Origin of the sequence: Rhizobium sp. NFR03, from assembly GCF_900111275.1 — a bacterium.
Taxonomy (GTDB): domain Bacteria; phylum Pseudomonadota; class Alphaproteobacteria; order Rhizobiales; family Rhizobiaceae; genus Ferranicluibacter.
In genome coordinates, this window is sequence record NZ_FOGR01000008.1 from 129,263 (window position 1) to 154,314 (window position 25,052).

A 25,052-nucleotide genomic window follows, 5' to 3' on the forward strand; every position below is an offset into this window, starting at 1 on the left:
GGACCCCTCCCCCGCGGCCGCCATTCCGTCCGGCCGGGTCAAGGGCCGGCGCAGCCGGGCGAAGCGTCACCCTTGACGCGGCCGGCGGGCATGCGGCAGCCGGGTTTCCACTCCCCTTCTTTCCCGCCCCTCCCCTCGTCTTTCCCGCTCCTCGAGCCCTTTGGTCTTCAGCACCGCATTCCAGTCCTCGCCCGACGGCCGCAACCGCAGCCAGCCGCGATCCGCGCTTTCCGCTATCTCTTGGCAGCGGGCGGCGAAGGCCTCGCCCTGGCTGTTGGCGTCGGTGGCCGCCACAAGCTGCGCGCCTGGCCGGGCGACCAACGCGCGAATGGCCCTATCCGTCGCCGGTGACCAGCCGCCGCCCGTGCTGAGATAGAGCGTGCCCTCCCGCATCCCTTCGATCGCGGCAAGGCTCATGGCGTCGATCGCCGCTTCCGTCACGCAGAAGCGCTCGACGTCAGGGGAACCGAGCCGGAACAGCGTCTTTGCGCCGCCGCTCGCAAAGCCGCGCCAGTCGGGACCGCGCTCCTCCCAGCCGGTCACGCCGCCTGCCTCGTCGGTATGTGCCGCCCACATGGAACCCTTGGGTCCTTCGCGAAGGATGTCCTGGGTGAGCGCTGCGCGGATGATTGCATCCTGGAGAAGCCGTGTCTCCGAGAGGTAGCGCCAGGTCGCCGAACCGGACCAAGGCTTGCGACGTGTCTTCCAGCGGTCGGGAACAGAGGCCTCAGGATCGCTCGTTCGGGACTGGCGTGTCCAGGCCGGCTCGCTCGCTACGAAGCCGATGAGATCGACGACCCGCGTCACGGCCTCCGCGAAGTCGATGCGATCGAGGTGCATGACCAGCGAGAACAGGTCGCCCTTGGCGTCGGACAACGGGTCGAACCAGCCGCGCCCGTCATGAATGACAATGATAATCTCGCCGCCGCGCCGGTGCTTGACTGCGCGCCGGGTGCTTTCCTTCAGATCGATGGTGAAGCCGGCTTTCTCCAGCACGGCAGCGCAGGCCACCCGGCCGCGCAAATCTTCAATATCCCTTGTCTCCATGGCGTTTACCGGTGCTCTTCGGGCCCGGCCTCCTTTCCTTCAAAGCTTATCCTTCCGCAGGATCGCGGAAACCGCTCCTTCCCGCCGCGGCGAGCGGACGGGGGCAAGGGCGCGGGCAGGCAAGGCGGGCGGGAACCGCCCGGCCCGCGGCGAAGCCTCCCTTGCGGCCGTCCGGGCGCTCGCGGCATACGCTCGGAAGGGCGAACCCGGCTCAATGAGCCGGGCCGAAGTCGAAAGGATCGTACTCGGCGAGCGTATCGACGTCGGCGCTGCCGAGCTCGTCGCTCGGCAGGACGGCGAATTCGCCGTCGACCCTGAAGAGCGTGACCGGCACCATGAGGATGCGGGCAAGTGCGAGGGCGTGGGACTGTGCGAGGGAGAGATCGTGCGACATCTGAGGGCTCCACCTTGGAAAGCGAGGCCGATCCCCGCTCGATGGCTCCGTCAGTGTTCTTGCCCGGCTGCGATCACCGCGACGGCGAAGCCCCAAGCGGCCGCACGCTCGCGTAGCGGACCCCGAAGCGGGTTGATCGTGGAAGGCCGGGAAAGGACCAGGAAAGCCATCCACAAAGAGCGGGTCGGGCTCGCTTGCGAGGTGTCCAATGCAGCTGCACGCCTTTCCCGGTCGCAGTCCCGGCACGGTATCGCCGATGAACGCCGAACGCGATATGCATCTCCGGCACGGCGTCACGCCCGCAGGGGACTGTCAAAGCTGCTGTGTCGGTGTTCGATGAGGGTTACAATCGCGTGTGCGCTTGTTTTTCGGCATCGTCGATGGCCAGCACGACACCGAAGTCCATTTCCGCTCTGGGTTCGATCCGCGCAACCTCGGCTGCAACAGATGCCCAGTGCAGCATTGCGGCGGGATCGCCTGCTGATCGAGCCTTGGCAAAGTGACGATGAGCCTCATAGTAGGCGTCTTTTGGGTTAGATGCCGAAAGGCGTTGGGCATCAACACGGATACGGCGTTGTCTCAGGCGACGCCTGGCCCTCCATTCTCTCAAGAAACCCAGCATACTGCCATTCTCCCGATCGCAAAGACGCGGAGAGTTTGTAGCAGCCCAACGCTGTTTTTGTCTTGTCATCATCGTCCCGGCAGCCGGACAAGCTCTTTCGGATCGACACGCCGAGCTCGCCCCATTCCGGCGCAACGCGGGGCTACTGCCTGACCAGATCGGACGCCATGCTCGCCTGTTTAAAGCGGCTTCCGCACCTCCTGCCAAGCTTCCGGCAAACCTCGATCTGAGATCATCACAACACCATTCTCATGGCTGGAGCCCCCGTCATCATCCCTGATCGAGATGAATCCCGAGCGCTCCAATGCATCAATATGCACCCTGATTTGATCGAGGGGACCAACAACTTCTTGCAATGCAAGCAGCGTGAATGTGCCTGTCGTTCGCGACAGTTCGATCATTACCAGAAAGAGGCCGAGCACGGCGGGAAGGTCGACATCGCTGGGAAGACGCTGTTGCATCAGGTCGATCAGCGGTGCCATGAAACCATCATCGGCGCCGGCTGGCTGCAGCGTGCCTCGGTAATTTTTCATGACATGCTCTGGCATAGAATGCTAACGATGATGGCGAGTGACAGCTATGGAAGGTGGCGTTCAAGGCGGCCACCACCAGGATCAAGCGGCCTTTTCGATCTTGCCATGCGCTTCTTCAAGCACAGAGACGGGAAGGTTACCCGCCAGCCGAAGTCGCTGAAGCATCTCGTCATCAGTTGCAAACAGTCCAGCGTAGGTCATGACTTTTCCGATCCGCTGAGGCTCTCCAATGATCTCAGCGGCACAGTTGGCTGCCTTGAAGATCCGGGCCATTCTGGCGTCGTAGACAGATACGACGAATTGAATACCGGCTGCCTGGCAAACCTCGACGATCCCGCAGAGCAACTCCAGCGTAACGATGTTGAGACGTTTGTTTCTGCTTTCCGGACTGCTGCGGTTTGCGAGCTGCGGGTCGATGGAGAACCGTGAGCTCTCCCAAATGATCGGGCTGTCAACAACCTGACCCTGGGGAAGAAGCTGAGGAAATACATCCCGGAGCATATTCGGGCCGGTCGTCATGAGGAGGCGGACCGAGCCCTGGACCGCTCCCGTAACAGGATCGATAGATAAGACGTAGACAGGATCTTCATCGTCGAAATGATCGACTTCCCGGCCGTCCACGACAGTTACATCCCATCCAAGCCGTTCATGAAAAACGGCTGCTCGAATACGATGCATTTGATCGAGCTCGTCTCGATGCTTGTCTTTTTGAGAAGGGTTTACAATTCTGATCATAGTGCCTCTCCAAATGGTTCGGCACAGAAGTTACATCTTATTGAGCGATGATGAACATACGGCGGATTTGCCGGGTTTACAGCTGGGGCGACAGGAGATCCAGTTTCAACGCCTTGGCAACGGCTTGCGTTGTTGTGACGACGTCGAGCTTTCGACGCGCGTTCTCGAGATAGGCCCGAACGGTCCGGGCTGATAGACCCAGGATCATCGCGCATTCCTCGGCCGATTTTCCTTCCGATGTCCAGAACAGGCACTCGATCTCACGCCGTGCGAGCATTGCCTCGTCTCGCTCTATGCCCTGAAGACGAAGCATCATCTGATGAAAATGTGTTGCCAGTACCTGGAAGTCTCTCATGTAGAGACCGCGAACGTTCTCCCAGGCGCGTAACGGCAGATCACTGGCGATCGAGAAGATGGCACGTTCGCCGAGCTGCCCCCGAACGGGGACCGTTAATCCCTGCCGACCGACTCCGAAGTCGGACGCTTCTCCGAAGAAATGCTCAAGCCTCGGCGACTGTGAGGTTGGGAGGTGATGCCAGTCAAACGGCAACATTTCCGAGAACCCCTTACGGATCGTCGGGTCAATCTCGACGTAGCGATTTTTCCGGTAGTGCTTCACCCATTCCGATGAGTATGTAACAGCAAGATAAGGATCATTGATCGGCATGCCGGGGATATTCACCGCGAGATATGCGATATTCTTCAAATCATACAAAATCGAGATCTTGGAAAAGAGCTCGGCAATCTCGTCCTCCGCTCTCACCTTCTCGACGTGACCAACAGCCGTTTCATAGATAAGATAGGCGTTCGGTTGGTCCAACTTGTCCAAGGTCATGACGCGGTGGGAGGCTTATGGTCTTGTTGGTTCACCGGGGCTTTCGAGGCCGCGGTATCGAACAGCATGCCTGGCGTCAGATTGAGCTTCAGCGCAATCTTGACGATCATGTCGAGTGACGGATTCCGTAGTCCACGTTCGATGCCCGAGATATATGTCCGATCGACTTTGCATTCGTGTGCAAAGGCTTCCTGGGAAAGTTTCAGCGCCAGACGGGCGGACCGAACGTTACGAGCTACGATCTGGCGGTAGTTGTGCATCGCTAAATTCGATGCCAAGGCGTCCTAATCGTCCACGGACTCATCGTCTCATTTGCCGGCGTTCGCGTACCTTAATCTGTTACTGGAAGTTCCGCGCCTTCACCTTCAGCGTATCGATATGCAGATCGGGTACGAAGATGTCCCTTGGCTGCGGCACTTTCTTCGGCCGATCCCGCGCATCGCCGCCACCCACTGACCCATGCGCGAACTCGTCGCCCCGGCCTGAAGTGACCTTGAACGCCGCATCCATGTCGGCCAGCGCGGACAGGTCGCCCGAGAGATCGAAGAGCTGCTGCGCCACCAGGTGAACGACCTCCCCTTCCCGCTGAATGCGCCCGTTGATCGCCATCATGGACGCCCCCAGTACCACGCGCCGGCGCTTCTCAAACAGGCTCGACCAGACCACGATATTGGCCGCCCCCGTCTCGTCCTCGATGGTGATGAACATCACGCCCTTCGCCGATCCAGGCTTCTGGCGGACGAGCACGAGGCCGGCGGTATAGACCCAGCGCCCGTCCCGGCCTGCCATCGCTTCCTCACAGGTCACCATGCTGCGCTTGGTGAGTTCTTTCCGCAGAAACGCGACCGGATGTTCCCGCAGCGTCAGCCCGACATGGCCATAGTCCTCAACGACATTGTGCCCCTCCGTCATCTGGCGCAGCGCCACCTCCGGCTCCTGCTGTTCGGCAATCGCCTTCATCTCGCGCTCGGCGGCGGCAGCAAACAGCGGGAGCGGCTCGTCGCGCAGCGCCTTGATCGCCCAGAGCGCGTCCCGCCGCTCGAGCTTGAGACTGGGCAGGAAGGCATCGGCCTCCGCCAACTCGACCAGAGATGCCGCCGGCACGCCGGAGCGCCGCCACATATCGTCGACGCTCTCGAAGGGCTCGTCCATGCGGGCGGCAACGATCCGGGCGGCATCGGTGGCAGCGAGCCCCCGCACCATCCGCATGCCGAGGCGCACGGCCCGCATTTTCGTCCCCGGCACCTTTTCGAGCGTGCAGTCCCAACGGGAGCGGTTGACGCAGACCGGGCGGATCTCGACCCCATGGGTACGCGCATCCCCGACGATCTGCGCCGGTGCATAGAAGCCCATCGGCTGGGAGTTGAGGAGGGCCGCACAGAAGGCGTCGGGATGATGGCACTTCACGAAGTTGGAGGCGTAGGCGATGAGCGCAAAGGACGCGGCATGGCTTTCGGGAAAGCCGTAGGAGCCGAAGCCTTCGAGCTGGCTGAAGGTCTTTTCGGCGAACTCCGGTGAGTAGCCGTTCTTCACCATGCCCGAGACCAGCTTGCCCTTGAACCGGCTCACTCCGCCGGTGAACTTAAATGTGGCCATGCTCTTTCGGAGCTGATCGGCCTCGCCACCGGTAAAGCCCGCGCAGACCATGGCGACCCGCATGGCACTTTCCTGGAAGAGCGGCACGCCGAGTGTCTTGCCGAGTACGGACTCGAGCTCGGGGGTCGGGTATTCGACCTTCTCCTTGCCTTCCCGGCGCCGGAGATAGGGATGCACCATGTCGCCCTGGATGGGACCGGGCCGCACGATCGCCACCTGGACGACAAGATCATAGAACGTCCGGGGCTTGAGCCGTGGCAGCATGGCCATCTGCGCCCGGCTTTCGATCTGGAAGGTGCCGAGCGTGTCGGCCTTGCGGATCATCGCATAGGTCGCTGCATCCTCCTGAGGGAGGCTGCCGAGATCGAGGTCTTCGTGCTTGTGCTCGCGGATGAGGTCGAAGGCCTTGGACATGCAGGTGAGCATGCCAAGCGCGAGCACGTCGACCTTCATCATCTTGAGCGCCTCGACATCGTCCTTGTCCCACTCGATGATCTGCCGGTCGGCCATGCTCGCCGGCTCGATGGGCACGAGATCATCCAGGCGATCATGGGTCAGCACGAAGCCACCCGGATGCTGGCCGAGATGTCGCGGCGCACCCATGAGCTGTTGGGCGAGCGACAGCGTCAGCACCAGCCGCCGATCGTCCGGGTTGAGGTTCAGCTCCTTGACGTTCCTCTCGCTCACCGCCTCCGACCATGACCACATGCCCGACGACAGCGCCTTGATCAGATCCTCCGGCAGGCCCAGCGCCTTGCCGACATCGCGGATCGCGCCCTTTGCCCTATAGCGCGTGACGGTGGAACAGAGCGCTGCCTTCTGATGCGTGTAGGTCTTGTAGATCCACTGGATAACCTCTTCGCGCCGCTCATGCTCGAAGTCGACATCGATATCCGGCGGCTCGTCCCGCTCCTGGCTGACGAAGCGCTCGAACAGGAGATCATTGGTCTCCGGATCGATCGAGGTGATGCCGAGGATGTAGCAGACGGCGGAGTTGGCAGCCGATCCCCGTCCCTGGCAGAGGATGCCTTGCGAGCGGGCAAAACGCACGATCGAGAAGACGGTGAGGAAGTAGGGCGCATAGCGCATGGTGCGGATGAGATCGAGCTCATGGCGCAAGGTCTTCAGGACACTCGGTGGCAGACCTTCCGGATAGCGGTCTGGTATACATTCCCAGACATATTGCTCGAGCGATGCCTGCGGTGTCTTGCCCGGAATGATCGCTTCTTCCGGATATTGGTAGGTCAGCTCTTCCAGACTGAAGGTGCAGCGGGACACGATCTCCATCGTTCGGGCGAGTGCCTCGCGGTGGCGTGGGAACAGACGCTCCATCTCATGCGGTGGCTTCAGGTAGCGGTCGGCATGGCGCTCGCGTTCGAAGCCGACCGCGTCGATGGTGGTGTTGTTGCGGATGCAGGTGACGATGTCCTGGAGCTGCCGACGGCCCGGCTCGTGGAAAAGCACGTCGTTGGTCACCACGGTGCGCACCCGATATCGCTGGGCAAGGATCTCCAGATCATGCAGCCGCATCTGGTCGTTCGGCCGGCGGCGCAGGGACAGAGCGAGATAGGCACGATCACCGAAGGCACCCGACAGCTTGCGGAGCTGCACCGCGCAGGTCTCGTCAGGCAGATCGGGCACGAGCACGGCGATGAGGCCCTCGGCATAGAGTTCGAGATCCTCGAACGACAGGATGCAGTTGCCCTTGCCGCCACGGCCCTTGCCGAGCGTTAGAAGACGCGTCAGACGGGAATAGGCGGCGCGGTCGGTCGGATAGACCAGCACTGACATGCCATCGGCGAGATCGAGCCGGCAGCCGACCACGAGGCGGATGCCGGTTGTGCGCGAGGCCTCGAGCGCCCGCACGATGCCGGCGAGCGAGTTGCGGTCGACGATGCCCAGCGCCTCGATGCCGAGCGCATGGGCGGTTGCAAACAGCTCTTCTGCTGAGGACGCGCCGCGCAGGAACGAGAAGTGGGTCGTGACCTGGAGCTCGGCATATCTCATGCGGCGCATCTCATGCGAAGATCCCGTGCAGGAACCAGCGGTGCGAGCCGGTCTCAAGGTTTTCCCCGTCGCCACTGCGGAACACCCAGAAGCGCTCGCCTGCCTCGTCCTCCAGCGTGAAGTAGTCGCGCACAGCCGCACTCTCGCTGTCGCGCTTCCACCATTCGCCAAACACACGCTCCGGCCCGTCCGCCCGCTTGACGCGTCTCCGCTTGCCCCGCCAGGTAAAAGAGACCGGTGGCTGGTCGGGCAGGAGCGCGATGACGTCGATCGGGTCGGGGTGGGCCAGAAGACGCGTCGGGCGCGGCCAGTGCAGGGTCCAGGTCTCCAGCACATCGGCGGCAGTGGCCGCTATCCGGCGCACGCTGCGTTCCGGAACGTCGCTTGCAACAGCGGCGTAGCGATAGACCCTGTGACCGCGATTGCCGAAGATGTCGATCAAAGGCGTGATGTCGCGATCGGTGTCATCGACGAGCGTTGATACGCTCTGCGTCTCCTCCAGCGGCTCCGCCATGACGGCGGCCAACGACAGCTTCTCGATACCGAAGCCCGGCTCGATCTTCTCGGTGCGGTCGCGGAAGAGCTTTGTCAGCCAGGCGATGTCGCGCGCGGGCTTTGCCGTACCGGCCCGGATTGCCTGCCTCGTGCCGTCCACCTTCTCGACAAGGAGATCGGCACGCCGGATGCCGAGGCCCCTCTCCTGCAGCTTCTCCACGAGCTCCACGACCAGACGCCCGACATATTTATCGATGGTCTCGGCAGCCCCGATGGGTTCGGCAAAGGATCGCGAGACGACGATGAGGTCAGGTGTGCGGACAGGATCGATCGGCTCCGACACCCGGCCGAACATCTGGTCGAGCCGGCGGCCGATCTCCGGGCCGAAGCGCAGCGCCAGCGGCGCCCGCGGCGTGGCGGAGAGTTCGCCGAGCGTGCGGAAGCCGAGCGTGCGAAGATCGGACACGGTCTTCTCGGGCAGTCGCAGCCGCGAGATCGGCAGACGCTCGACGGCCTTTACCGTCTGGCCCGCAGGCACGATCACCGTCTCACGCGAGATGGTGCGGGCACAGGCGTGGGCTGCCCCCCATGTGTCGGCGATGGCGACGCGTGCGGTGAGGCCCTTGGGGCGGAAGCGGTTGGCGATGCCGGAGATCATCATCGCCTCGCCGCCCTGCAGATGATCGGCGCCTTCCGTGTCGAGGACGATGCCATCCGCGCCATCCACGGCAACGACGGGCGAGTAGATCTTCAGCGCCCAGAGCGACAGACGCTGAAGAGCCTTCGCGTCGGCAACCGGATCGGCATCCACCATCATCAGCCCGCAGAACAAGGCCTGCGCCTTGGCGGCAGCCATGCCGACGCGCACGCCGGCCGTAACGGCTGCCGTGTCCGCTGACGACACCCAGCGCCTGGCACCGCTTCGCGCGATCACCACCACCGGCTGCTCAGGCGGAATATCCGGATCGTCGCGACGGATGCGATCGGTCGGCAGCGTCGGCAGATAGATGGATACGACCCTGGGCATCACAGGCTCCGACAGTAAATTCCGCGCATTCTCCCGACTTGACCCGCATCAGCTCCAGGAACCACTGCGGTCGGCCGACACCGGGAACCGGCAGCGCCACCGACGGCAGCACGCTGACCCGCCACCGCGTGGTGGATGCCGTCGGTTGACCGAAGTCGTTGGCCTCTGTCTGACGTCGCCATCGCCGCACCACCAGGCCGAGCGTGCCGGACTTCTCGGCGGCAAGCTGGAGCCGGCGCGAGGCGGTCATCGGCAGGCGCACGAGCTCGCCGACCACGGCGCCGAGACCGCCATGCGACAGGCCTTCTTCCATGGAGGCCAGTACGTCCTCCTCGCGATCGACCTCGACGAACACGACACGATTGGCATCGAGGCCGACCTGGGCGAGTGCCGGGAAGAACAGGTCCGGCCGCGTGAGGCACCAGACGACCTTGCCTTTCGTGCGCGCGGCAATCCCCGCAGCAAACAGGGCTGCCGCCGCGCCGTCGACCGTGCCCGATCCGCCGCCGGCGATCTCGTGCAGCGCGCCACGGGCAAGACCGCCGCCCGGCAGCACGGCATCGATGGCCACCACGCCGAAGGGCAGCCAGCCGGCCTGACGCGGAACGCTGCGCTCCAGCGTTGCGATCCGGTCGCGAAGCTCGGTGAGAACCTGTGCGCGGGCAGCCGTCATCGATCACGCACTCCTCTCAAGATTTGCGGGTTACAAGCGCGGCATCATGCCGCTTACGAAGTTGATGTTCATGACTTGTTCTTTTCGCGATAGGAGTCAAGTCCGCGTCCGATAGGAAAATAGTCGGAGGCGGACGTTCTGTGAGGAATCCGCTTTTGATTCAGAATGGTAAGTCGCGGACCACCTTCCGGATCATCAACAGGAAATGCGTCGGCCTGTGGAGGAGCGTCGCCGCAACCTTCCACAGGGGTGGTTGCTCGCAAAATCGCGTCCGCATGCTAGGATCGTCCGACCCGGCCTCTCGACCAGCCGTTCCCATGGGAAGCAACAGATGTGCAACCTCTACAACATCACGACGAACCAGGAAGCGATCCGCGCCTTTGCCAATGCTGCCCGTGACATCATCGGCAACATGGAGCCGTCGCTGGATGTCTACCCCGATCGGATGGCGCCGATCGTGCGCAATGCAGCCGACGGGGCGCGCGAGCTCGCGTCGGTGCGATGGGGCATGCCGAGCTCAAGCCAGGCGCTGTACGAGGCCGCGACCAAGCGGGCGGACAAGCTGCGGGCCAAGGGCAAGGACGTGGACTTCGACGCGCTCCTCAAACAGGAGCCGGACGGTGGCACGACCAATGTGCGCAATACCGCAAGTCGCCACTGGACGCGCTGGCTGGGCATCGAGAACCGCTGCGTTGTGCCGCTGACCCGCTTTGCCGAGCCGAACCCCGCTGGGAAAGTCGAAGGCGGACGCACGCCGAATGCCTGGTTTGCTGGCGATGTGAGCGAACCGCTGATGTTCTTCGCCGGGATCTGGGTCAAGGACTGGACGAGCGTGCGCAAGGTCAAGGAAGGGCTGATCACCGCGGACTATTATGCCTTCCTTACCTGCCCGCCGAATGCGGTCGTCGGGCCGATCCATCCCAAGGCGATGCCGGTGATCCTGATGACACAAGATGAGGTCGAGGCGTGGCTGACGTTACCCTGGCAGGAAGCAAAATCGCTGCAGCGTTCGCTACCGGATGATCGGCTTGTTCTCCTCGATGCCGCCGACGTATAGACACCAGCGTGAACTGGCACCATCGAAGGTGTAGACTCGTTGCGTTGGCTTGGCCGGATCAGATGCCTATCTCATCGTCATGTCGAGACATGAAAAGGATGAGGTCGAACGTCTGCGGGCCGATGCTGGCGTCAGCGGAGCCGCTCGATTGATCGGGGCACGCGCGAAGCATTCTCCTCAAAATGCGGGCACGACGATGGAGATCGTCCTCGCAACCCCGGCCAGCGCGAAGGCCGAGTCGACACCGCGGTGGCATTGTCTCGGCAACGATGGCAGGTATCGGACTGATCGTTGCGGGAAGCAAGCACAACCGCCCATGTCTTAGGATCAGCCGAGAAGAGGGCATACCAGCTGCAGCGCTTTGCGCGAAAGCCGTTCGCCTCCCGTGAGACCGGATAAAGGGTTGCCGCAGGAGGTTTAGCATAGCGCCGACACCGTCGGAAACCGGGACCGACAGCCCCCGGCGAGCGGGTCCGCTTCTTGTTCCTTCGACGGATTTGACATCGGGACGACAAAGCGACCGCCTCTTGTCAGGAGGCCGGAATGGATGAGTATCACTGCTGTCAGAACTTCGACACTCAAGGGTGATTAGCGCTGCTTTCCCACGCCGGCAAATAAGAAAAATGTCCCCAAAATTATGAAGGCTGCAAAGAGGAGAAACATTGCTGAACCTCCCAGCAGTTCCAGGGCCGCGCCACCGAAGGTCGGCCCGATAAAGCCACCGACGGCCGAGAGGGAATGCGTCCCGAAGGAGCGTCCGCGGTTCTTGGCGCATGATATGCTGTCGACGAGCATGTACTCGGCGGGCACCACGAGAATCTCGCCAAGGGTGAAGACCACCATAGAGGCGGCAAAACCCGCCAATCCATCCGATACGGAAAAACAAAGCTGACTTACGACGAGTAAGCCGGATCCCAGGACCAGTGCCCGTAATGGTCCGACCCGCTCGATCATGTGTCGGGTGAAAGCGCTTGCCGTGAGCACGACGAGACCATTGATGGACAACAGGTATGCGTAGATGGTTGCACCATCCTTCATGTTTTCAACGAGATAGGGAGCTAGCGTTGCCGACCACTGGCCATACACGGCAACGAACAACGTGCTGCCTAAGGTAAAATAGACCAAAGCGCTGTTGCCGAACGCCTCCCGGATACTCGCGATGACACTTGGCCTTAATGCTTTTGGCTCGTCCGGATCGACCGTGGCTGGCCGATATGAGCGATACAGAAGGAGCGCCATCGCCCCGTAAACGCATGCCCCGACGATAAAGAGGGGTGTTGACGCCAAGCCGGCACCGATGCCGATGAGAGGACCGACAACCCAACCGGCATTCGATGCCGTGTACCGCCAGGAGAAGTATTTCAGCCGTGTCCGCTCGGGGCAGAGATCGCTCATCAACGCCCGCGAGAGCGGGCCGTAGAGGGACATCGCCGTCGCCGCGACACATTGCGCGACGCTGAACAGAAGAACGCTTTCCGCCAGTCCCAAAACCAGTGTTGAGATGGAAAGTGTGCCCAGCACGAGCGACAACATCACCTTCCGACCGGTTCGATCCGAGAGCGCTCCAGCAAAAGGTCCGGCGATCGCGCCCGTAAGCGAACCAAATCCGAGCAAGAATCCGATCATCATCGGCGTCAACCCAAAGGCCTGCTGAAGTTTCAAGGCAAGGAAGGAAAGCGTCATGGCGCGCGTAAGGGTTACGAAACCAGTCCCCACCGTCAGGAGAAGCACACCCGGGGGAATACGGTCCTTGCTGGCTTCGGGTTCTGCCATTTCTCTCACCTTGTATCGGCAAACCACCATCGGGATTGTCGGATATGACAGGTATGCGAAGCTGTCAGTGCATGCCCAATTGGACTATGGTCACGAGACATAAGACCTCGTCTCGATCGGAGTAAGATTGCGCCTTCACCTATCGCTTGAGGACATCAGAGACACAAAACATCGTGGTGAAATCGAAAGCTTACTGCGCGTAACCTGCGCGCGTTACGACGTCTCCCACGCGACGTTTCTCGCGTTGAGATCCAAATCGTCGTCGAAGCACGACCCCTTCTACTTCACAACCTATCCCAAAGCTTGGGTAGACACCTATGTCGCTCGTAATTTCTTCGAACTCGACCCACTGATCGCGGTCAGTCTTGCCGGCCTTCTGCCGGTCGACTGGGAATCCGTGGATCGAACCGACCGCAAAGTGTCTCTTTTTTTCGAAGAGGCCCTGTCGCACGGTATCGGTCCGAATGGCCTCACCTTTCCTATTCGCGGCCCCTACGGGGAACGGGCATTTTTCTCCGTTTCTTCCCATCTCACGCAGCCGGACTGGGCAGACCTCAGGGCCCTGATCATTAACGACCTCCATGTTCTATCCTACTACCTTCACGAGACGATCCTTGGCGTTACAGGCCTGCGTCCGGTGGTCCGGAGCAAGGCTTTATCACGGCGAGAAAAGCAGTGTCTTGAACTGCTCGCAGCCGGACAGATCCACAAACAGATCGCGGCCAGCTTGGAGATTTCGGAAAGTTCCGTCCGCTTGTATTTGAGGACGGCGCGGCACAAGCTTGGCGCGCTCACCAGCCATCACGCGGTTGCCCGAGCCACGATCCTTGATCTGATCAACATCTAGCGGACCTCCCTCCCCATCACGAACCCGGCTGCCTCGATCAAAAGGTCTTTGAGGCAGATGTGCAACCTGAAGAATCCGTCAGATTGCCGCGGTCCAGCTTCAAGGCGAAACTCCGTCCAACAGGTTCGAACAACGGCGGAAACGATGGTATGAAGCCAAGTCTGCAGCCGGCCGAGCTTTCCAACCCTTCTGAAGGAGGCGATGATGGCTAACGCGAGCACGATCGATGGTTGGCGACAGGCTCCACGACTGACGTCCTTTTCGGCGTTCTTCGACCGAACCGCCGGCGGGCTCGACGGCATGCCAGATGTCGCAGTTCCGCGGCCAGATCTGAGCATGCTGGATTTCGATGTCGAGTGTGCTGTTTTCTTCGACACCCAGAAGGCCTTGTGGGGCGCCTTCGACAGCCACTACTTCGCCAGCATTCCCTTCAGACTGGAAGAGGAATGCAGACTGGGCGCTGCGACGCTCTCTTTCGCGCTGAACCGTTGGATGTCGAAATCGTCCCCCGCAACGCTCTACACATTAGGCGCGGGAACGGGGTGCCTCGCCCGAACGCTTGGCGTCCTCGGCGGCGGGCGTATCAAGACGCTCTGCTGCAGCCCGACGGCCGCCAACCAGACGGCATTCAACAGGCGGCGTGGCAGCGAGCATGCGCACTTCTTCCTGGGACCGTTTTTCGAACTTGACGACGCGCGCTATGCCAGCGACGATGCCCTCGAGCCCTTTAGCGAAGGCTTCGACATTCTTCTGGAGGACACGACATTCCAGATGTACGGCTCTGACAGGGTGCAGCAACTCGACTTCATCATGCCGAGGATCCGCGACGGGGGCCTGCTAATCCAGGTCCAGAAGCTGTCTCACCCGGACCGTGATCTCTATGACGCCCGCGAGCGACAGAAAGACGACCTCTTCAAGCCGCGCTATTTCTCGCGTGCGAATATCTCGGGAAAGAAAAGCGAGATCCTCGACACGATGGTCGATTTTCAGGTGGATCTTGAGGCAACCACGAACGCGCTGAGGTCCTTCTTCCGCTATTCGGTCGCCACATGGAACAGCGGGAATTTCTATACCATCGTCTCGTCGAATTCCCGCTCATCCATCCTCGCGTTCACCTCTCTCCTGAAAAGACCTGCGCTGCCTCCGGCCTATTGCTATGCCGAACTTCCTCTCGTGCTCGTCGACACGAGCTCCGATCCGATTGGAGCCGTGCTTCACTGGCGTGGAGACGTCGGCCATGCATCTCACAGGACGGCAGCGTAGATGACCTCGACAGCGGCAGAGGACGCCCGCGCCGCCGCCAGTGCAGATGAGGTGCGGCGTTGCTTGACAAACCTCATGCCGTCCACCGCGCGCTTCTGGTCACGCCCGATTAAAGACTATGCCGCTTTCGCCTACAGAACTGCGCCCTTCGCTGCGAACAATCCGATCCGCGCGCATGCGATGACCCTCCTCCAAAGGCGGGTGGAGGCTGCAGCGCTTCGGTCCGGATATGATACCTGTGAGGCCAGGGCCGCTGCAGCGGAGTTAACGAAAAAGCCTGTGCTGCAAACAGGCCCACACTGCCTGCTGCTGTTCGAACCGGATGCCTTCTACACCCATTTGTTCAGCCTAATGGGTCTTCAGGCGCACGAGCGAGACTGGCACATCACCTATTGCGTCTCGACGACGAGTTTCAGTGAGAGCGCCAAAAAGGGTGCCGGATGGCTGCGCCTCGACGGCACACCCCTCAATCTCTTCGGGCTTCCCCGCAGCCGGATCGACAGATCCAGTATCGGATGCCTCAACGGGCCATACCGCTTCGCTCTTAAAGATTCTGCAGGCAACATCGCCCCGAACGCTTCCGCAGTTCGACTGTTGGGTGAACTGCCGTCCGCCTCCTATTCGTCGGCGGCCGAAGCCATCAAGGTCGCCAATCAGCACCTCTGGAACGGCCGGTTTTCGGGTCAGGCAAAACTGCTCCAACTCGATGACTTCGACATCGCCGACCTTCTGGCTGATCATTTCGAAGATGAACACTCATGGCTGGCGACCGGATTTGCCGGGAATACAGACGTTGCGGCGGCGGTGCTGAGAGAAATCGACCGCTTGAACAGCGGTCCGTGGGCAGGATGGGTCCGCCGGACGACCGATCTGTTCTGGCGATTGGAACGCGACAGGATCATCCCCTTGCGTCTTGAGGCGGGCGTCCTCAGAAGTGGCGGCGACCCGGACTTCCAGCTGACGTTCGCGCCGTCTCATCTCGCAAGCGCGCTGCGAAAGCGCGAGATTCTTCCAAGCCTCCTGACTGCCTTCCTGGTGATGTCGATCCTGCCGGGCGTGCGGGTGCTGGGTGGATGCCGCCAGATCGTTTATCTACCTCTGATGCGTCACCTCGCCGCCGTCGGCTTCCGGCTGTCGGGTGCGAACGACCTCCTCGATGACATGAGGCGAGACACCTTACCTGGCATGTGGGGGCATCGTGTGATCGCACCCGATGGGAGCGACTCGTACCGAGAGATCGAGGCGGCTGAAAGCACTACGACACTTTTGGCACGCTATGCCGAAAAAACGCTTGTCGAGACCAGCGGCGAGTTGTCAGCTTTCACCCGGGACCCCATCTGGGCCGAGATATCGAGGCGCTTGGCGTCCGGCGAACGCATCCACAATCAGGATGAATGGCGCTGGGTCTAATCCGATAGCTGACGCAAGGCGCGTGCGTCATTACGCGGAAAACTTTGGGCATGCTGTGGGGCATTTCACATCGGATCCTTAAAGCGGACGCCGACCCCACCTCCGTTTTCTGCAATGAACTCTATACCGGCGCCTTCCAAGGCTAATCGGATAGCCTTCAAATTCGCTGTGGTAACAGTGGCTCGGCCTTCGTCCACTTCCGCACGGCTTACGGTTGCAACTCCTATTTCCGCGGCTTGAGCAAGTTCCTTCGCGCTCCAACGCACCAGAGCTCGAGCGGCTCTGATTTGTGCGCCGGTGATTTCTTTCAAATCATGTGATTTCAAATTGATCATCTCGATAATGTTTGATATGTCGTGGCTTGCTCAAATTACTGTTTGGGCGGCTATCCCCGATGTTGGAGCATTGGGGACAGCCTAACCGCAATCAAGCTGTTGGGAGCTCGGATCATGGCTGATTCTGAGAATAGCAGAACTTTGTCTGCATTCACCCTAAGAAACCCTCCCTCAGTTTTCCGCGACACGTCGGCCTGACAATCTGTGCGGCCGCCATACCGACCAGTGCGACGACCTCGTGATCGAGCTCGTCATAAATCCGCATGGCAAAACAAGAAAACGAAGGGAACGAAAATCATGTCAGTCCTCGATCAACCTCGCAGACGGCTCGTCGCGAGCTGCATTGCAGTCGCACTGTCGGCCGGATTATTTTGCACAACCGCTGCGGCGGTCGAGCTGCGGATCGGCACCCAGCTCAAACTCATGACGCTCGACCCGCACTATGCAGACCTGAACGAGAACAACTCGTTGCTTGCTCACATCTATGAGCGTCTCGTCAATCAGGACGCGTCATTGAACCCGCAGCCTGGCCTGGCCGTTTCCTGGACGCGCATCTCAGAGAACAGCTGGGCGTTCAAGCTGCGGGAGGGCGTTCGGTTCCATGACGGCGCGGCGTTTACAGCTCAGGACGTCATCTATTCGATCAATCGTATCCAGTCGTTTCTGAAGCCTCCAAGCGGCGGCTTTCAGAACTATACCCAGAACATCAAATCGGTCACGGCCCCGGATCCCCTCACCGTCGTCATCGAGACGACCGACGACGCCCCAACTCTGCCGCTGTCTCTGACGTCCATTTTCATCATGCATGAACAGAAGGACGGCTTTGCAACGACCGAGAATCTGAACTCCGGATCGCAGCCCGTCGGCACAGGGCCTTACAAATTTCAGAGCTAGCAGTCGGGCGAAGGGCTCAAGCTGACGCGAAACGCGCAATACTGGGGTGGAATACCTGCCTGGTCGGATGTCTCCTTCCGGGTGATCGAAAGCCCCGCCGCGCGCGTTGCCGCATTGAGCACGGGCGACCTCGATATTGCAGACTATATCCCGGCGCGTGATGTCGCCGGTCTAAAAGGCCGTGGCCTGACGATCGACAGCACCAGCGCTGCCAGATCCAACTTCCTGCAATTCGACGTCGGACGCGAGCAGCTTCCGGGGGTCACCGACAATGCTGGGAACCCGATCAAGAATCCATTCAAGGACAAGCGGGTCCGCGAGGCCCTGCGGATGGCCACCGACCGGCCCTTTATCACAGACAAGATCTTGCTCGGATTTGGAACGGCGGCTTCGCAGCTCTTTCCGGCGGGCTTGTCGGGCACATCCGAAAAGCTCGCTGTCGAGCGGCCCAATTACGAAGCCGCGAAAGCACTCCTCTCGGAAGCAGGTTTTCCAGATGGCTTTCACGTCGTGCTCGCCGGCCCGACCGGGCGGTATCCCGGCGACAGCGAGTCCCTGCAAGCGGTTGCGCAGAATTGGGCCAGGATCGGCGTTGCCACTCAACCCGTCGTCGCGCCCTTCTCGGTTTTCGCCACACAGCGATCCAACGGCGCCTATCCGGTCTGGTACGGAGGCTGCTCGGGTGAAGCTGTCACGTTCTGCCTAAAGGCCGTGCTCGCGTCTCCGGATCCAGACCTTGGGACGGGCTCGATCAACTACGGACAATATCAAAATCCGGCGTTCGATGCGATGCTCGCGAAAGCCACCGCCCTTGAGGATGGGCCTGCTCGCGAGGCGGCTCTTGCAGAAGCCACCGAGTTCGTCATGGCCGACGATCCCATCATCCCTCTCTACCATTTCCATCTGATCGTCGGCCACGGGCAAAGGGTGTCGTCCTACGCTGTCCATCCGCGCGGATGGACCACTGCCATGCAGGCCCTGCCTTCTGCAGAGTAAGGGATCGGCTGATGTTGAGCATTGTCACCCGAAGGGTCTCCCAAGCCCTTCTGCTTCTCCTCGTCATGTCATTGATCGGGTTTGTCGGAATCCACAGCGTCGGCAACCCCGTCTTCAATGTCGTCAACATCGAAACAGCGACCGTCGAGGACATCCGAAACGCGACGATCGCCCTTGGGCTGGATCAGCCCCTATGGCGACAGTACGTGCTTTTTATGGGAAACGTCGTCACCGGCGATTTCGGCACCTCCTACGTCTACCATCAGCCGGCCTTCAAGCTGCTGATAAGCAAGCTGCCGGCAACGCTGGAACTTGCGGTCATCGCTATGGCGCTGGCAGCTCCCGGAGGCGTCCTGCTCGGCCTGTGGGCTGGACGACATCAGGGCGGGGCAGCCGATCGCGCCATCCTGCGCGGCAGTGTTCTGGCCTTGAGCATTCCGTCCTTCTGGTTGAGCATGATGCTCATCCTGGCCGGCGCGCTGCTGACGGGATGGTTTCCATCGGGCGGTCGCGGTGCCACGCTTTCGTTTGCCGGACAGGATTGGAGCGTCCTGACCCTCGACGGCCTACGGCACGTGTTCCTACCGGCGCTCGCCCTTGCTCTTCCCAACGTCGCGCTCATCGCAAGACTTGCGCGAGCCGGAACCATCGAGGTCGAACGGCAGGACTTCATCAGGTTCTGTCGAGCCAAGGGCCTCTCGAGCAGACGTATTCTGTTCCGCCACACATTGCCGAACATCAGCATTCCCCTGGTGACGATTATCGGGATGCAGTTCGGCGGCATGCTGGCCTTTGCGGTCGTTGTGGAAACGATCTTCGCATGGCCGGGCATCGGAAAGCTGCTCATCGACTCCATCCAGCTTCTTGATCGCCCGGTCGTGATGGCCACGCTCACCTTCATCTCCATCGCCTTCATCGCGCTAAACGCTGTTGTGGATCTTCTCTATGCCGTGCTCGACCCGCGCGTGCGCCTCTCCACGTAAGGATCTTTCATGTCGACAGATTTCATCGAGACGCTCCGAAGGCGCATGCCAACGGGCAGCATCCCTATTTCCAAGGCGTTGCTCGGCACCTACATCCTCGTTGCCTTGGCGGCACCGATTATCGCGCCTCAAAATCCCTACGATCTCCTCCAGATCCGCGGATGGGAGGCCTCAGCGGCTCCAGGGACGATCGGGGGCGATGGCTATATCTATTGGCTGGGAACCGACGGACTTGGGCGAGACATCGTCAGCACGATCCTCTACGGCCTGCGCATCAGCTTGCTGGTGTCCATCGTCAGTACAGCTATTGCAGCCTTGGTCGGCGTCACGGCAGGCGTCGTTGCAGCCTATTTCGGCGGCTGGGTCGATGCCCTCGTCATGCGCATCGTGGACCTCCAGCTCAGCCTTCCGACGATCCTTGTCGCGCTGATCGCCATCGTCACCCTTGGGCCAGGGATCGATCGCATCATATTGGCGATCATCATCGTTCAATGGGCGACATATGCCAGAGTCACCCGAGCCGTCGCGCTGAGCGAGATCGGAAAGTCCTATCTGGACGCGGTCCGGCTTCTCCGTCTCCCAAAGAGGCGCATTCTCCTTCGGCACGTTATGCCCAACAGCATCGCTCCAGCACTCACTCTCATTCCCATCGAGCTCGGGCACGCGATCGCGCTCGAGGCAACCCTGTCTTTTCTCGGGCTGGGCGTTCCCATCGACAAGCCGTCCCTCGGCTCCACAGTGGCTGCCGGATTCCAATATCTTATGACTGGCCAATACTGGATCAGCCTGTTCCCAGGTCTCGCTCTTCTGGGCCTAATCGCCGCGATCAATTTCGTCGGAGAAGACACGCGTTCCAAACTGGATCCAAGGAGCAGATCCCTATGACCAAGGATATCACGCAGAAACCGCTACTGGAGCTTAAGAAGCTGACGATCAGCTACCGGTCAAGGTCTCAGACGAGGCCTGTCTTGCGCAACGTCGATCTGAGCCTTCGCCACGGTGAGATCCTCGGGCTTATCGGCGAGTCCGGCGCAGGCAAATCGACAGTCGGAAACGCGATCATCGGGCTGCTCGCGCCGGAGTTCGTTCAAACGTCCGGATCGATCCTGTTTAAGGGTCGTGCTCTGGAGGCGATGGACGAGCAGGAGCGAGACGCACTTCGATGCCGCAGGATCGCTGCCATCTTTCAGGACCACACGATGTCGCTCGATCCCTTGATGAGCATCGGTGCTCAGCTGACGGAAGCGATCCGGGCCGCCTGCCCCGATCTTTCCGGCAAACAGACGCGCGGTCGATCGATCGAACTGTTGACCCGTGTCGGGATCGAAAGCCCGAGGGAACGGTATCACAGTTATCCCCACCAGTTATCCGGCGGCCAACGGCAGCGTGTCGTCATCGCGATCGCCCTTTCGGGAACGCCCGACATCATCGTCGCGGACGAACCCACCTCAGCTCTGGACGCGACAATCCAGAAGCAGATCCTGCAGCTCTTGCGTGAACTCGTCGCGGAAACCGGCGTCTCGATCATTCTGGTAACCCACGACATGGGTGTGATTTCGGAGATTGCGGATACGGTGGTCGTCATGCGGGACGGAAACGTCGTGGAGCAAGGCTCGACAGCGACGCTCCTCGATCATCCGGTGGAACCCTATACGCGTGACCTTCTCGCCGCCGTTCCAAGACTTCGCATATCGAGCGGGAAGCGCGCTGATCCAGCGTTCGCTGGCGCGAACAATGCTTCGGGGGATGATGATGAGGAACCGGCGAAACGCGCGGCGATCCTCGTTGTGTCGGGCGTAACCAAAGCCTTCGGCAGGACGAGCTTCGGCTGGAGCCGCAAACCGCGCAAGCTTGCTTTGCAGGATATCTCGCTTGAACTCGAGCCCGGCGCCATCACCGGCGTCGTTGGCGAAAGCGGGAGTGGCAAGAGCACGCTTGGGCGGATCATTGCGGGTCTTGAGATAGCATGCGAGGGCGAGATTGTTATCGACGGAGCGCACGTTGACGTGACACGCAGGAGACAGCCTGGCGGCATGCTGGGGCGAGTTCAGATGATCTTTCAGGACCCTGCAATGTCCCTCAACCCCCGCCTGCCGATCGGTGACACCTTGGCGGAGAGCGTCAGGTTTGGCAGTGCGCCGTCGATGGACGAAAGATTGGCCATCAACGTCATCATGGATCGCCTGGGATTGCCGTTGACGTTTTTGACCCGATACCCGCACCAACTGTCGGGAGGACAGAAACAGCGTGTCTGCATTGCACGCGCTCTTCTCGCCAAACCGCGCATCATCATTGCTGACGAACCGACATCAGCCCTTGATGTCTCCGTGCAGGCCGAGATCGTGGAACTCCTCGGGCAAGCCGTCTCGCAGGATGGCATCTCCATGTTGTTCATATCGCACGATCTTGCGCTCGTGCAGGCCCTCTGCAGTTCGATCTACATTTTCCAGAACGGCAGCGTCGTCGATGGCGGTTCACCGGAGTTCATATTCGGCCGTTCGACGAATGCCTACACGCGTTGCCTGATCGACGCTCGCCCGGAGCGTTTCACCATCTGACGGCGGTGTATCTCAACAGAGCCTTCTATCCCCTCGTTTTCCTCAGTCAGCTGAGCACCTTTCGGAGCGCAGGAGCATTCCCATGACTAAGACATTCACGATCGCCGTGACCGGGCAGTCCTTGATCAAGCACGACATTCGCAACACCGACGAACTGGCATTCCAGAGTGTACGGGACTTGCTTGGAAAGGCCGATTTCGCCTTCACGAACTTCGAGAGCACGATCGATGGTCAGCATGGGGGATGGCCGCTGAAGGGGTCCTTCTTCGGCAGCAGTCAGCCTGTCGTTCTCGACAGTTTGAAGGACCTGGGTTTTCACGGTCTTTCGCTGTCGAACAATCACGCTTTCGACCTTGGGCCCTCGGGGATCCTTTCGACGCTGGAGGAAGTGGAGAGGCGCGGGTTCCTGCATGCCGGCATCGGGCGCAACCAGACCATGGCCGCTCGGGCAGGCAAGGGGTCATTTAACGGCCGGAAAGTTGCACTTGTGGCCATGGATGCGGGGCCGGGACCAGATTTCATGTACGCCGGGGACGCAGCGAAGGATCGACCGGAGCGTCCGGGCGTGAACCGGCTACACCTGACGAAGGTCGTTGACGTCGATGCAGAGGCATTCGACTACCTTCGCCTGATCCGCGACCGCATCGGCTACACCGACATGGACCTCGGCAATGACAGCCAGCCGGACGACCGACCGCCTGTCGATCCTGAGCACGAAATTTGCATCGCCCGCGCAATCTTCAGACGCGCCGAGCATTTCGGAAGACGTGTCAAGATCGATCAGGCCAGTCTAACCAGACATTTGTCGGAGATCCGCAGCGCAACCGAGGACGGTGGCCTCGTCATCGCCTACCTTCATCATCACCATTGGGCCTCTGACTGGTATCAGGTGTCGAGCTGGGTCGGGGATGTCGCAAAAGCCTGCATCGATGCCGGCGCAGCGATGTTCGTCAGCCATGGCGCCCCGGTTCTCCAGCCGGTGGAGATCTATCGAAACCGACCGATCTTCTACAGCCTTGGCAACTTCATCTTTCATGTGAAATCTGAGACATCGCAGTGGACCGCACCGGAGATCTGGGAGAGCATCATCGGGTTATGCGCCTTCAATGAAGCCGGAGAGCTTACCGCTATAGATTTCCATCCTGTCGTCATCGGCGCAACCTCCAGCGGGCAACGCACCATGTTGGAAGAACGTCTTATGCCGCATCTCGCTCACGGCTCTGACGCCGAGAGGATCTTGAAGCGGTTTCAGGACCAATCTCTGTCGTTTGGTTCTCACGTAACAATAAAAGATGGTACCGCTCGGATCGTCTTGTGACGCCGACGGACGTTAGTTGCAGTACTTGTCGCACCACAACGATGGTACGATGGGCGGCGACCGAAAGGTGCGGGATGCGAGGCGCGAACGGTGGAGCATTGAATGACATCATGTCCTCCATTTCCAGAATTCGATGCCGAACTTCCTCCCGAACTTTGGGTTCCGTGCCTCACTGCATTTACCCCGCGTTGAAAGATCGACTGGAGGGCAACGGGACTGCGTGCTGCCCCATCGTCAACATCGCGCCGTGGAAAAACTCGCTCGAAACGGAGAACCATCGCGCCCGGTGCTGGTTCGGGCGGGCATCGGTAGGTGGCCCAAACACGTGCCTCAATACATGAGATGGGCGTGAAGATTGCAATGGACGACTTTGGCACCGGTTACTCGTCGTTGGTGCATCTGACGAAATTTCCACTGTACCGGATCGATATCGATCGTAGCTTCGGCGGAAACTGACAGGAGCTCGCTTGCCGTATTGCGGGGGGTCGCGCAGATTGGCCATGATCTTCAAATCTCCATCCTCGCAGAGGGCGTGGAGACCAGTGGGCAACGAGAGCTCATGCGCTCGATAGGCTGTGACACTATTCAGGGATACCTCATCGGCAAGCCAGCTCTTCTGCCAAAGGCAATGGCGGAATCAGCTTGAAGTTTTCGTCTCAAATCTTCCGACGGTAACGCGATTTAAGAGCGTCACAGAAAAGTCCGACGAGATGTTGCGTCCAATCGTTTTTGAACTGCTGGCTACAGGCATGAGTGAATGCCGAGCTTTCGCCAATACTATGGCGAAAGCTACTGCAAGGTCCGACAACGTCCTTCAGCCAACAAGATCGATTTGCAACGAAGCTTGCGCCCAGTCCGCCTTCCAAAGCTACGGCCACCGGCGCTCCGGCTTAGAAAGACCGAGGCTACGCCTTGTCGTTCCCGCGACTACCGGTGGCTGTCGCCAGCAATACTCGCGGCGGGCTATTTTCCTGTTTCACATCGGCGGCTGAACACCGTTGGTGCCGACGACGACGCGGCTGCTGGAGATTGTACCGTCAGCGGCTTTTTCGGAGGGCACGAACACCGTGGCTCCGCTCTTCAGGTCCGCCTCCACAGCCGGCGCAAAGGTGACGACCGGCGTGCCTGCGGGAATCGAAATCTTCTTTTCCTTGCCTTTGTAGGTCACGGTCACCGTCTGGCCATCGACCGCCTTCACCGCGTTGGCAACGGTAGCATTGGTCATTGAGCTGTTCGGCTTGAGATCCCAGGCATAGCTCCCCTCGCCCGTGCCCTTCATGGCTGCGGGGAAGATCAGCACTTCCAGCGCGCCGTCACCGCCCTCGGCCGTCGGCAGCGAGGCGATGCCGACGAAGTCGCCGGTCTTGATGTCGTCGATCGAGGCCTTGGCGACGCTCGAAACCTTCCAGCCGTCCTTCAAAAGGATCGTCGCGTCGGTCCCCTCGCGGGTCTTCACCGAAAGCGTGTTTCCATCGAGGCTTTCCACTGTGCCGCGCACCCGGATCTGGTCAGCCGCCTGAACGGCCGTACCGAGCGTTGAGACCATCAAGGTGCCAGTTAGCACCATGATGCCGGTTTTCAGAAGATAGGACATGCGTGTTTCCTTGCTTATTACCCTGTGTTCACGTCCGGCGAATGCGGGATGAAATCCGCC

At 60.6% G+C, this 25,052-nt stretch carries 21 protein-coding genes and 2 pseudogenes; 10 read left to right on the forward strand and 13 right to left on the reverse strand.

Translation table 11 applies throughout. The features are described from left to right. Positions 1-66 precede the first annotated feature (66 nt). From BSG19_RS20740 to BSG19_RS20785, 10 genes are all read right to left on the reverse strand, one after another. A complete protein-coding gene (locus BSG19_RS20740; protein ID WP_092989924.1) occupies positions 67-1,047 on the reverse strand; it encodes a DUF3991 and toprim domain-containing protein in 981 nt (326 codons plus the stop codon). 211 nt (positions 1,048-1,258) lie between these two features. Then, positions 1,259-1,441, reverse strand: coding sequence for a hypothetical protein (locus BSG19_RS20745; RefSeq protein WP_092989925.1), 183 nt, complete (start codon positions 1,439-1,441; stop codon positions 1,259-1,261). Positions 1,442-1,784: 343 nt separating this feature from the next. Next, entirely contained in the window at positions 1,785-2,063 is a 279-nt protein-coding gene (locus BSG19_RS20750; RefSeq protein ID WP_092989926.1) for a hypothetical protein, read from the reverse strand. 179 nt (positions 2,064-2,242) lie between these two features. Continuing rightward, complete coding sequence (locus BSG19_RS20755) at positions 2,243-2,596, reverse strand: hypothetical protein (RefSeq protein ID WP_092989927.1); 354 nt, start codon at positions 2,594-2,596, stop codon at positions 2,243-2,245. Between the two features lie 81 nt (positions 2,597-2,677). Further along, positions 2,678-3,331 carry an acyl-homoserine-lactone synthase gene (locus BSG19_RS20760; RefSeq protein WP_092989928.1) on the reverse strand — a complete coding sequence of 218 codons (654 nt, stop codon included), beginning with the start codon at positions 3,329-3,331 and terminating at the stop codon, positions 2,678-2,680. A gap of 76 nt (positions 3,332-3,407) precedes the next feature. Beyond that, complete coding sequence (locus BSG19_RS20765; RefSeq protein WP_092989929.1) at positions 3,408-4,166, reverse strand: helix-turn-helix transcriptional regulator; 759 nt, start codon at positions 4,164-4,166, stop codon at positions 3,408-3,410. Further along, complete coding sequence (locus BSG19_RS20770) at positions 4,163-4,444, reverse strand: helix-turn-helix domain-containing protein (RefSeq protein ID WP_348272150.1); 282 nt, start codon at positions 4,442-4,444, stop codon at positions 4,163-4,165. The genes BSG19_RS20765 and BSG19_RS20770 overlap by 4 nt, the downstream gene beginning before the upstream one ends. A gap of 61 nt (positions 4,445-4,505) precedes the next feature. Continuing rightward, positions 4,506-7,769, reverse strand: coding sequence for an error-prone DNA polymerase (locus tag BSG19_RS20775; RefSeq protein WP_092989975.1), 3,264 nt, complete (start codon positions 7,767-7,769; stop codon positions 4,506-4,508). Between the two features lie 10 nt (positions 7,770-7,779). Continuing rightward, positions 7,780-9,291, reverse strand: a complete 1,512-nt coding sequence (locus tag BSG19_RS20780) for a Y-family DNA polymerase (protein WP_092989931.1) — start codon at positions 9,289-9,291, stop codon at positions 7,780-7,782. Next, entirely contained in the window at positions 9,212-9,964 is a 753-nt protein-coding gene (locus BSG19_RS20785) for an ImuA family protein (protein WP_092989932.1), read from the reverse strand. Before BSG19_RS20785 ends, BSG19_RS20780 begins: the two co-directional genes overlap by 80 nt. Positions 9,965-10,295: 331 nt before the next feature. On the opposite strand from BSG19_RS20785, the gene BSG19_RS20790 reads away from it, so the two are divergent. Next, a complete protein-coding gene (locus BSG19_RS20790) occupies positions 10,296-11,021 on the forward strand; it encodes an SOS response-associated peptidase (protein ID WP_092989933.1) in 726 nt (241 codons plus the stop codon). A gap of 588 nt (positions 11,022-11,609) precedes the next feature. Here BSG19_RS20790 and BSG19_RS20795 read toward each other — a convergent pair. Further along, positions 11,610-12,794: an MFS transporter gene (locus BSG19_RS20795; protein WP_170866056.1), complete on the reverse strand. Its 1,185-nt coding sequence runs from the start codon at positions 12,792-12,794 to the stop codon at positions 11,610-11,612. 127 nt (positions 12,795-12,921) lie between these two features. Here BSG19_RS20795 and BSG19_RS20800 point away from each other — a divergent pair, with 127 nt between their 5' ends. From BSG19_RS20800 to BSG19_RS20810, 3 genes are all read left to right on the forward strand, one after another. Then, positions 12,922-13,641 (forward strand): helix-turn-helix transcriptional regulator, encoded by a 720-nt coding sequence (locus tag BSG19_RS20800; RefSeq protein WP_244529354.1) that lies wholly within the window; start codon positions 12,922-12,924, stop codon positions 13,639-13,641. A gap of 204 nt (positions 13,642-13,845) precedes the next feature. Continuing rightward, positions 13,846-14,904, forward strand: coding sequence for a class I SAM-dependent methyltransferase (locus BSG19_RS20805; protein ID WP_092989936.1), 1,059 nt, complete (start codon positions 13,846-13,848; stop codon positions 14,902-14,904). Beyond that, positions 14,905-16,314: a hypothetical protein gene (locus tag BSG19_RS20810; protein WP_092989937.1), complete on the forward strand. Its 1,410-nt coding sequence runs from the start codon at positions 14,905-14,907 to the stop codon at positions 16,312-16,314. Positions 16,315-16,379: 65 nt separating this feature from the next. Here the strand turns inward: BSG19_RS20810 and BSG19_RS20815 are convergent, their stop codons facing one another. Next, positions 16,380-16,649, reverse strand: coding sequence for a helix-turn-helix domain-containing protein (locus BSG19_RS20815; RefSeq protein ID WP_244529355.1), 270 nt, complete (start codon positions 16,647-16,649; stop codon positions 16,380-16,382). A gap of 297 nt (positions 16,650-16,946) precedes the next feature. Between BSG19_RS20815 and BSG19_RS20820 the strand changes: the two are divergent. The 6 genes and pseudogenes from BSG19_RS20820 (at position 16,947) to BSG19_RS20845 (ending at position 24,044) form a co-directional block, all read left to right on the forward strand. Then, positions 16,947-18,539, forward strand: a pseudogene (locus BSG19_RS20820) (ABC transporter substrate-binding protein). 11 nt (positions 18,540-18,550) lie between these two features. Beyond that, positions 18,551-19,522 carry an ABC transporter permease gene (locus BSG19_RS20825; protein ID WP_092989938.1) on the forward strand — a complete coding sequence of 324 codons (972 nt, stop codon included), beginning with the start codon at positions 18,551-18,553 and terminating at the stop codon, positions 19,520-19,522. Between the two features lie 9 nt (positions 19,523-19,531). Then, positions 19,532-20,407 (forward strand): ABC transporter permease, encoded by an 876-nt coding sequence (locus tag BSG19_RS20830; protein WP_092989939.1) that lies wholly within the window; start codon positions 19,532-19,534, stop codon positions 20,405-20,407. After that, positions 20,404-22,080 carry a dipeptide ABC transporter ATP-binding protein gene (locus tag BSG19_RS20835; protein WP_092989940.1) on the forward strand — a complete coding sequence of 559 codons (1,677 nt, stop codon included), beginning with the start codon at positions 20,404-20,406 and terminating at the stop codon, positions 22,078-22,080. Before BSG19_RS20830 ends, BSG19_RS20835 begins: the two co-directional genes overlap by 4 nt. 82 nt (positions 22,081-22,162) lie before the next feature. Continuing rightward, positions 22,163-23,398 (forward strand): CapA family protein, encoded by a 1,236-nt coding sequence (locus BSG19_RS20840; protein WP_092989941.1) that lies wholly within the window; start codon positions 22,163-22,165, stop codon positions 23,396-23,398. Positions 23,399-23,758: 360 nt separating this feature from the next. Beyond that, a pseudogene (locus BSG19_RS20845) lies at positions 23,759-24,044 on the forward strand (EAL domain-containing protein). Positions 24,045-24,374: 330 nt separating this feature from the next. On the opposite strand, the gene BSG19_RS20850 reads toward BSG19_RS20845, so the two are convergent. Then, the gene (locus BSG19_RS20850; RefSeq protein WP_092989942.1) at positions 24,375-24,992 is read right to left on the reverse strand and encodes a hypothetical protein; all 618 of its coding nucleotides are present in this window, start codon (positions 24,990-24,992) and stop codon (positions 24,375-24,377) included. Positions 24,993-25,052: the final 60 nt, after the last annotated feature.

Excerpts from the sequence above, each read along its gene's own strand:
- BSG19_RS20740 (WP_092989924.1), bottom strand. The coding sequence starts at position 1,047 with ATGGAGACAAGGGATATTGAAGATTTGCGCGGCCGGGTGGCCTGCGCT.
- BSG19_RS20745 (WP_092989925.1), bottom strand. The coding sequence starts at position 1,441 with ATGTCGCACGATCTCTCCCTCGCACAGTCCCACGCCCTCGCACTTGCC.
- BSG19_RS20750 (WP_092989926.1), bottom strand. The coding sequence starts at position 2,063 with ATGCTGGGTTTCTTGAGAGAATGGAGGGCCAGGCGTCGCCTGAGACAA.
- BSG19_RS20755 (WP_092989927.1), bottom strand. The coding sequence starts at position 2,596 with ATGAAAAATTACCGAGGCACGCTGCAGCCAGCCGGCGCCGATGATGGT.
- BSG19_RS20760 (WP_092989928.1), bottom strand. The coding sequence starts at position 3,331 with ATGATCAGAATTGTAAACCCTTCTCAAAAAGACAAGCATCGAGACGAG.
- BSG19_RS20765 (WP_092989929.1), bottom strand. The coding sequence starts at position 4,166 with ATGACCTTGGACAAGTTGGACCAACCGAACGCCTATCTTATCTATGAA.
- BSG19_RS20775 (WP_092989975.1), bottom strand. The coding sequence starts at position 7,769 with ATGAGATATGCCGAGCTCCAGGTCACGACCCACTTCTCGTTCCTGCGC.
- BSG19_RS20780 (WP_092989931.1), bottom strand. The coding sequence starts at position 9,291 with ATGCCCAGGGTCGTATCCATCTATCTGCCGACGCTGCCGACCGATCGC.
- BSG19_RS20785 (WP_092989932.1), bottom strand. The coding sequence starts at position 9,964 with ATGACGGCTGCCCGCGCACAGGTTCTCACCGAGCTTCGCGACCGGATC.
- BSG19_RS20790 (WP_092989933.1), top strand. The coding sequence starts at position 10,296 with ATGTGCAACCTCTACAACATCACGACGAACCAGGAAGCGATCCGCGCC.
- BSG19_RS20795 (WP_170866056.1), bottom strand. The coding sequence starts at position 12,794 with ATGGCAGAACCCGAAGCCAGCAAGGACCGTATTCCCCCGGGTGTGCTT.
- BSG19_RS20805 (WP_092989936.1), top strand. The coding sequence starts at position 13,846 with ATGGCTAACGCGAGCACGATCGATGGTTGGCGACAGGCTCCACGACTG.
- BSG19_RS20810 (WP_092989937.1), top strand. The coding sequence starts at position 14,905 with ATGACCTCGACAGCGGCAGAGGACGCCCGCGCCGCCGCCAGTGCAGAT.
- BSG19_RS20815 (WP_244529355.1), bottom strand. The coding sequence starts at position 16,649 with ATGATCAATTTGAAATCACATGATTTGAAAGAAATCACCGGCGCACAA.
- BSG19_RS20825 (WP_092989938.1), top strand. The coding sequence starts at position 18,551 with ATGTTGAGCATTGTCACCCGAAGGGTCTCCCAAGCCCTTCTGCTTCTC.
- BSG19_RS20830 (WP_092989939.1), top strand. The coding sequence starts at position 19,532 with ATGTCGACAGATTTCATCGAGACGCTCCGAAGGCGCATGCCAACGGGC.
- BSG19_RS20835 (WP_092989940.1), top strand. The coding sequence starts at position 20,404 with ATGACCAAGGATATCACGCAGAAACCGCTACTGGAGCTTAAGAAGCTG.
- BSG19_RS20840 (WP_092989941.1), top strand. The coding sequence starts at position 22,163 with ATGACTAAGACATTCACGATCGCCGTGACCGGGCAGTCCTTGATCAAG.
- BSG19_RS20850 (WP_092989942.1), bottom strand. The coding sequence starts at position 24,992 with ATGTCCTATCTTCTGAAAACCGGCATCATGGTGCTAACTGGCACCTTG.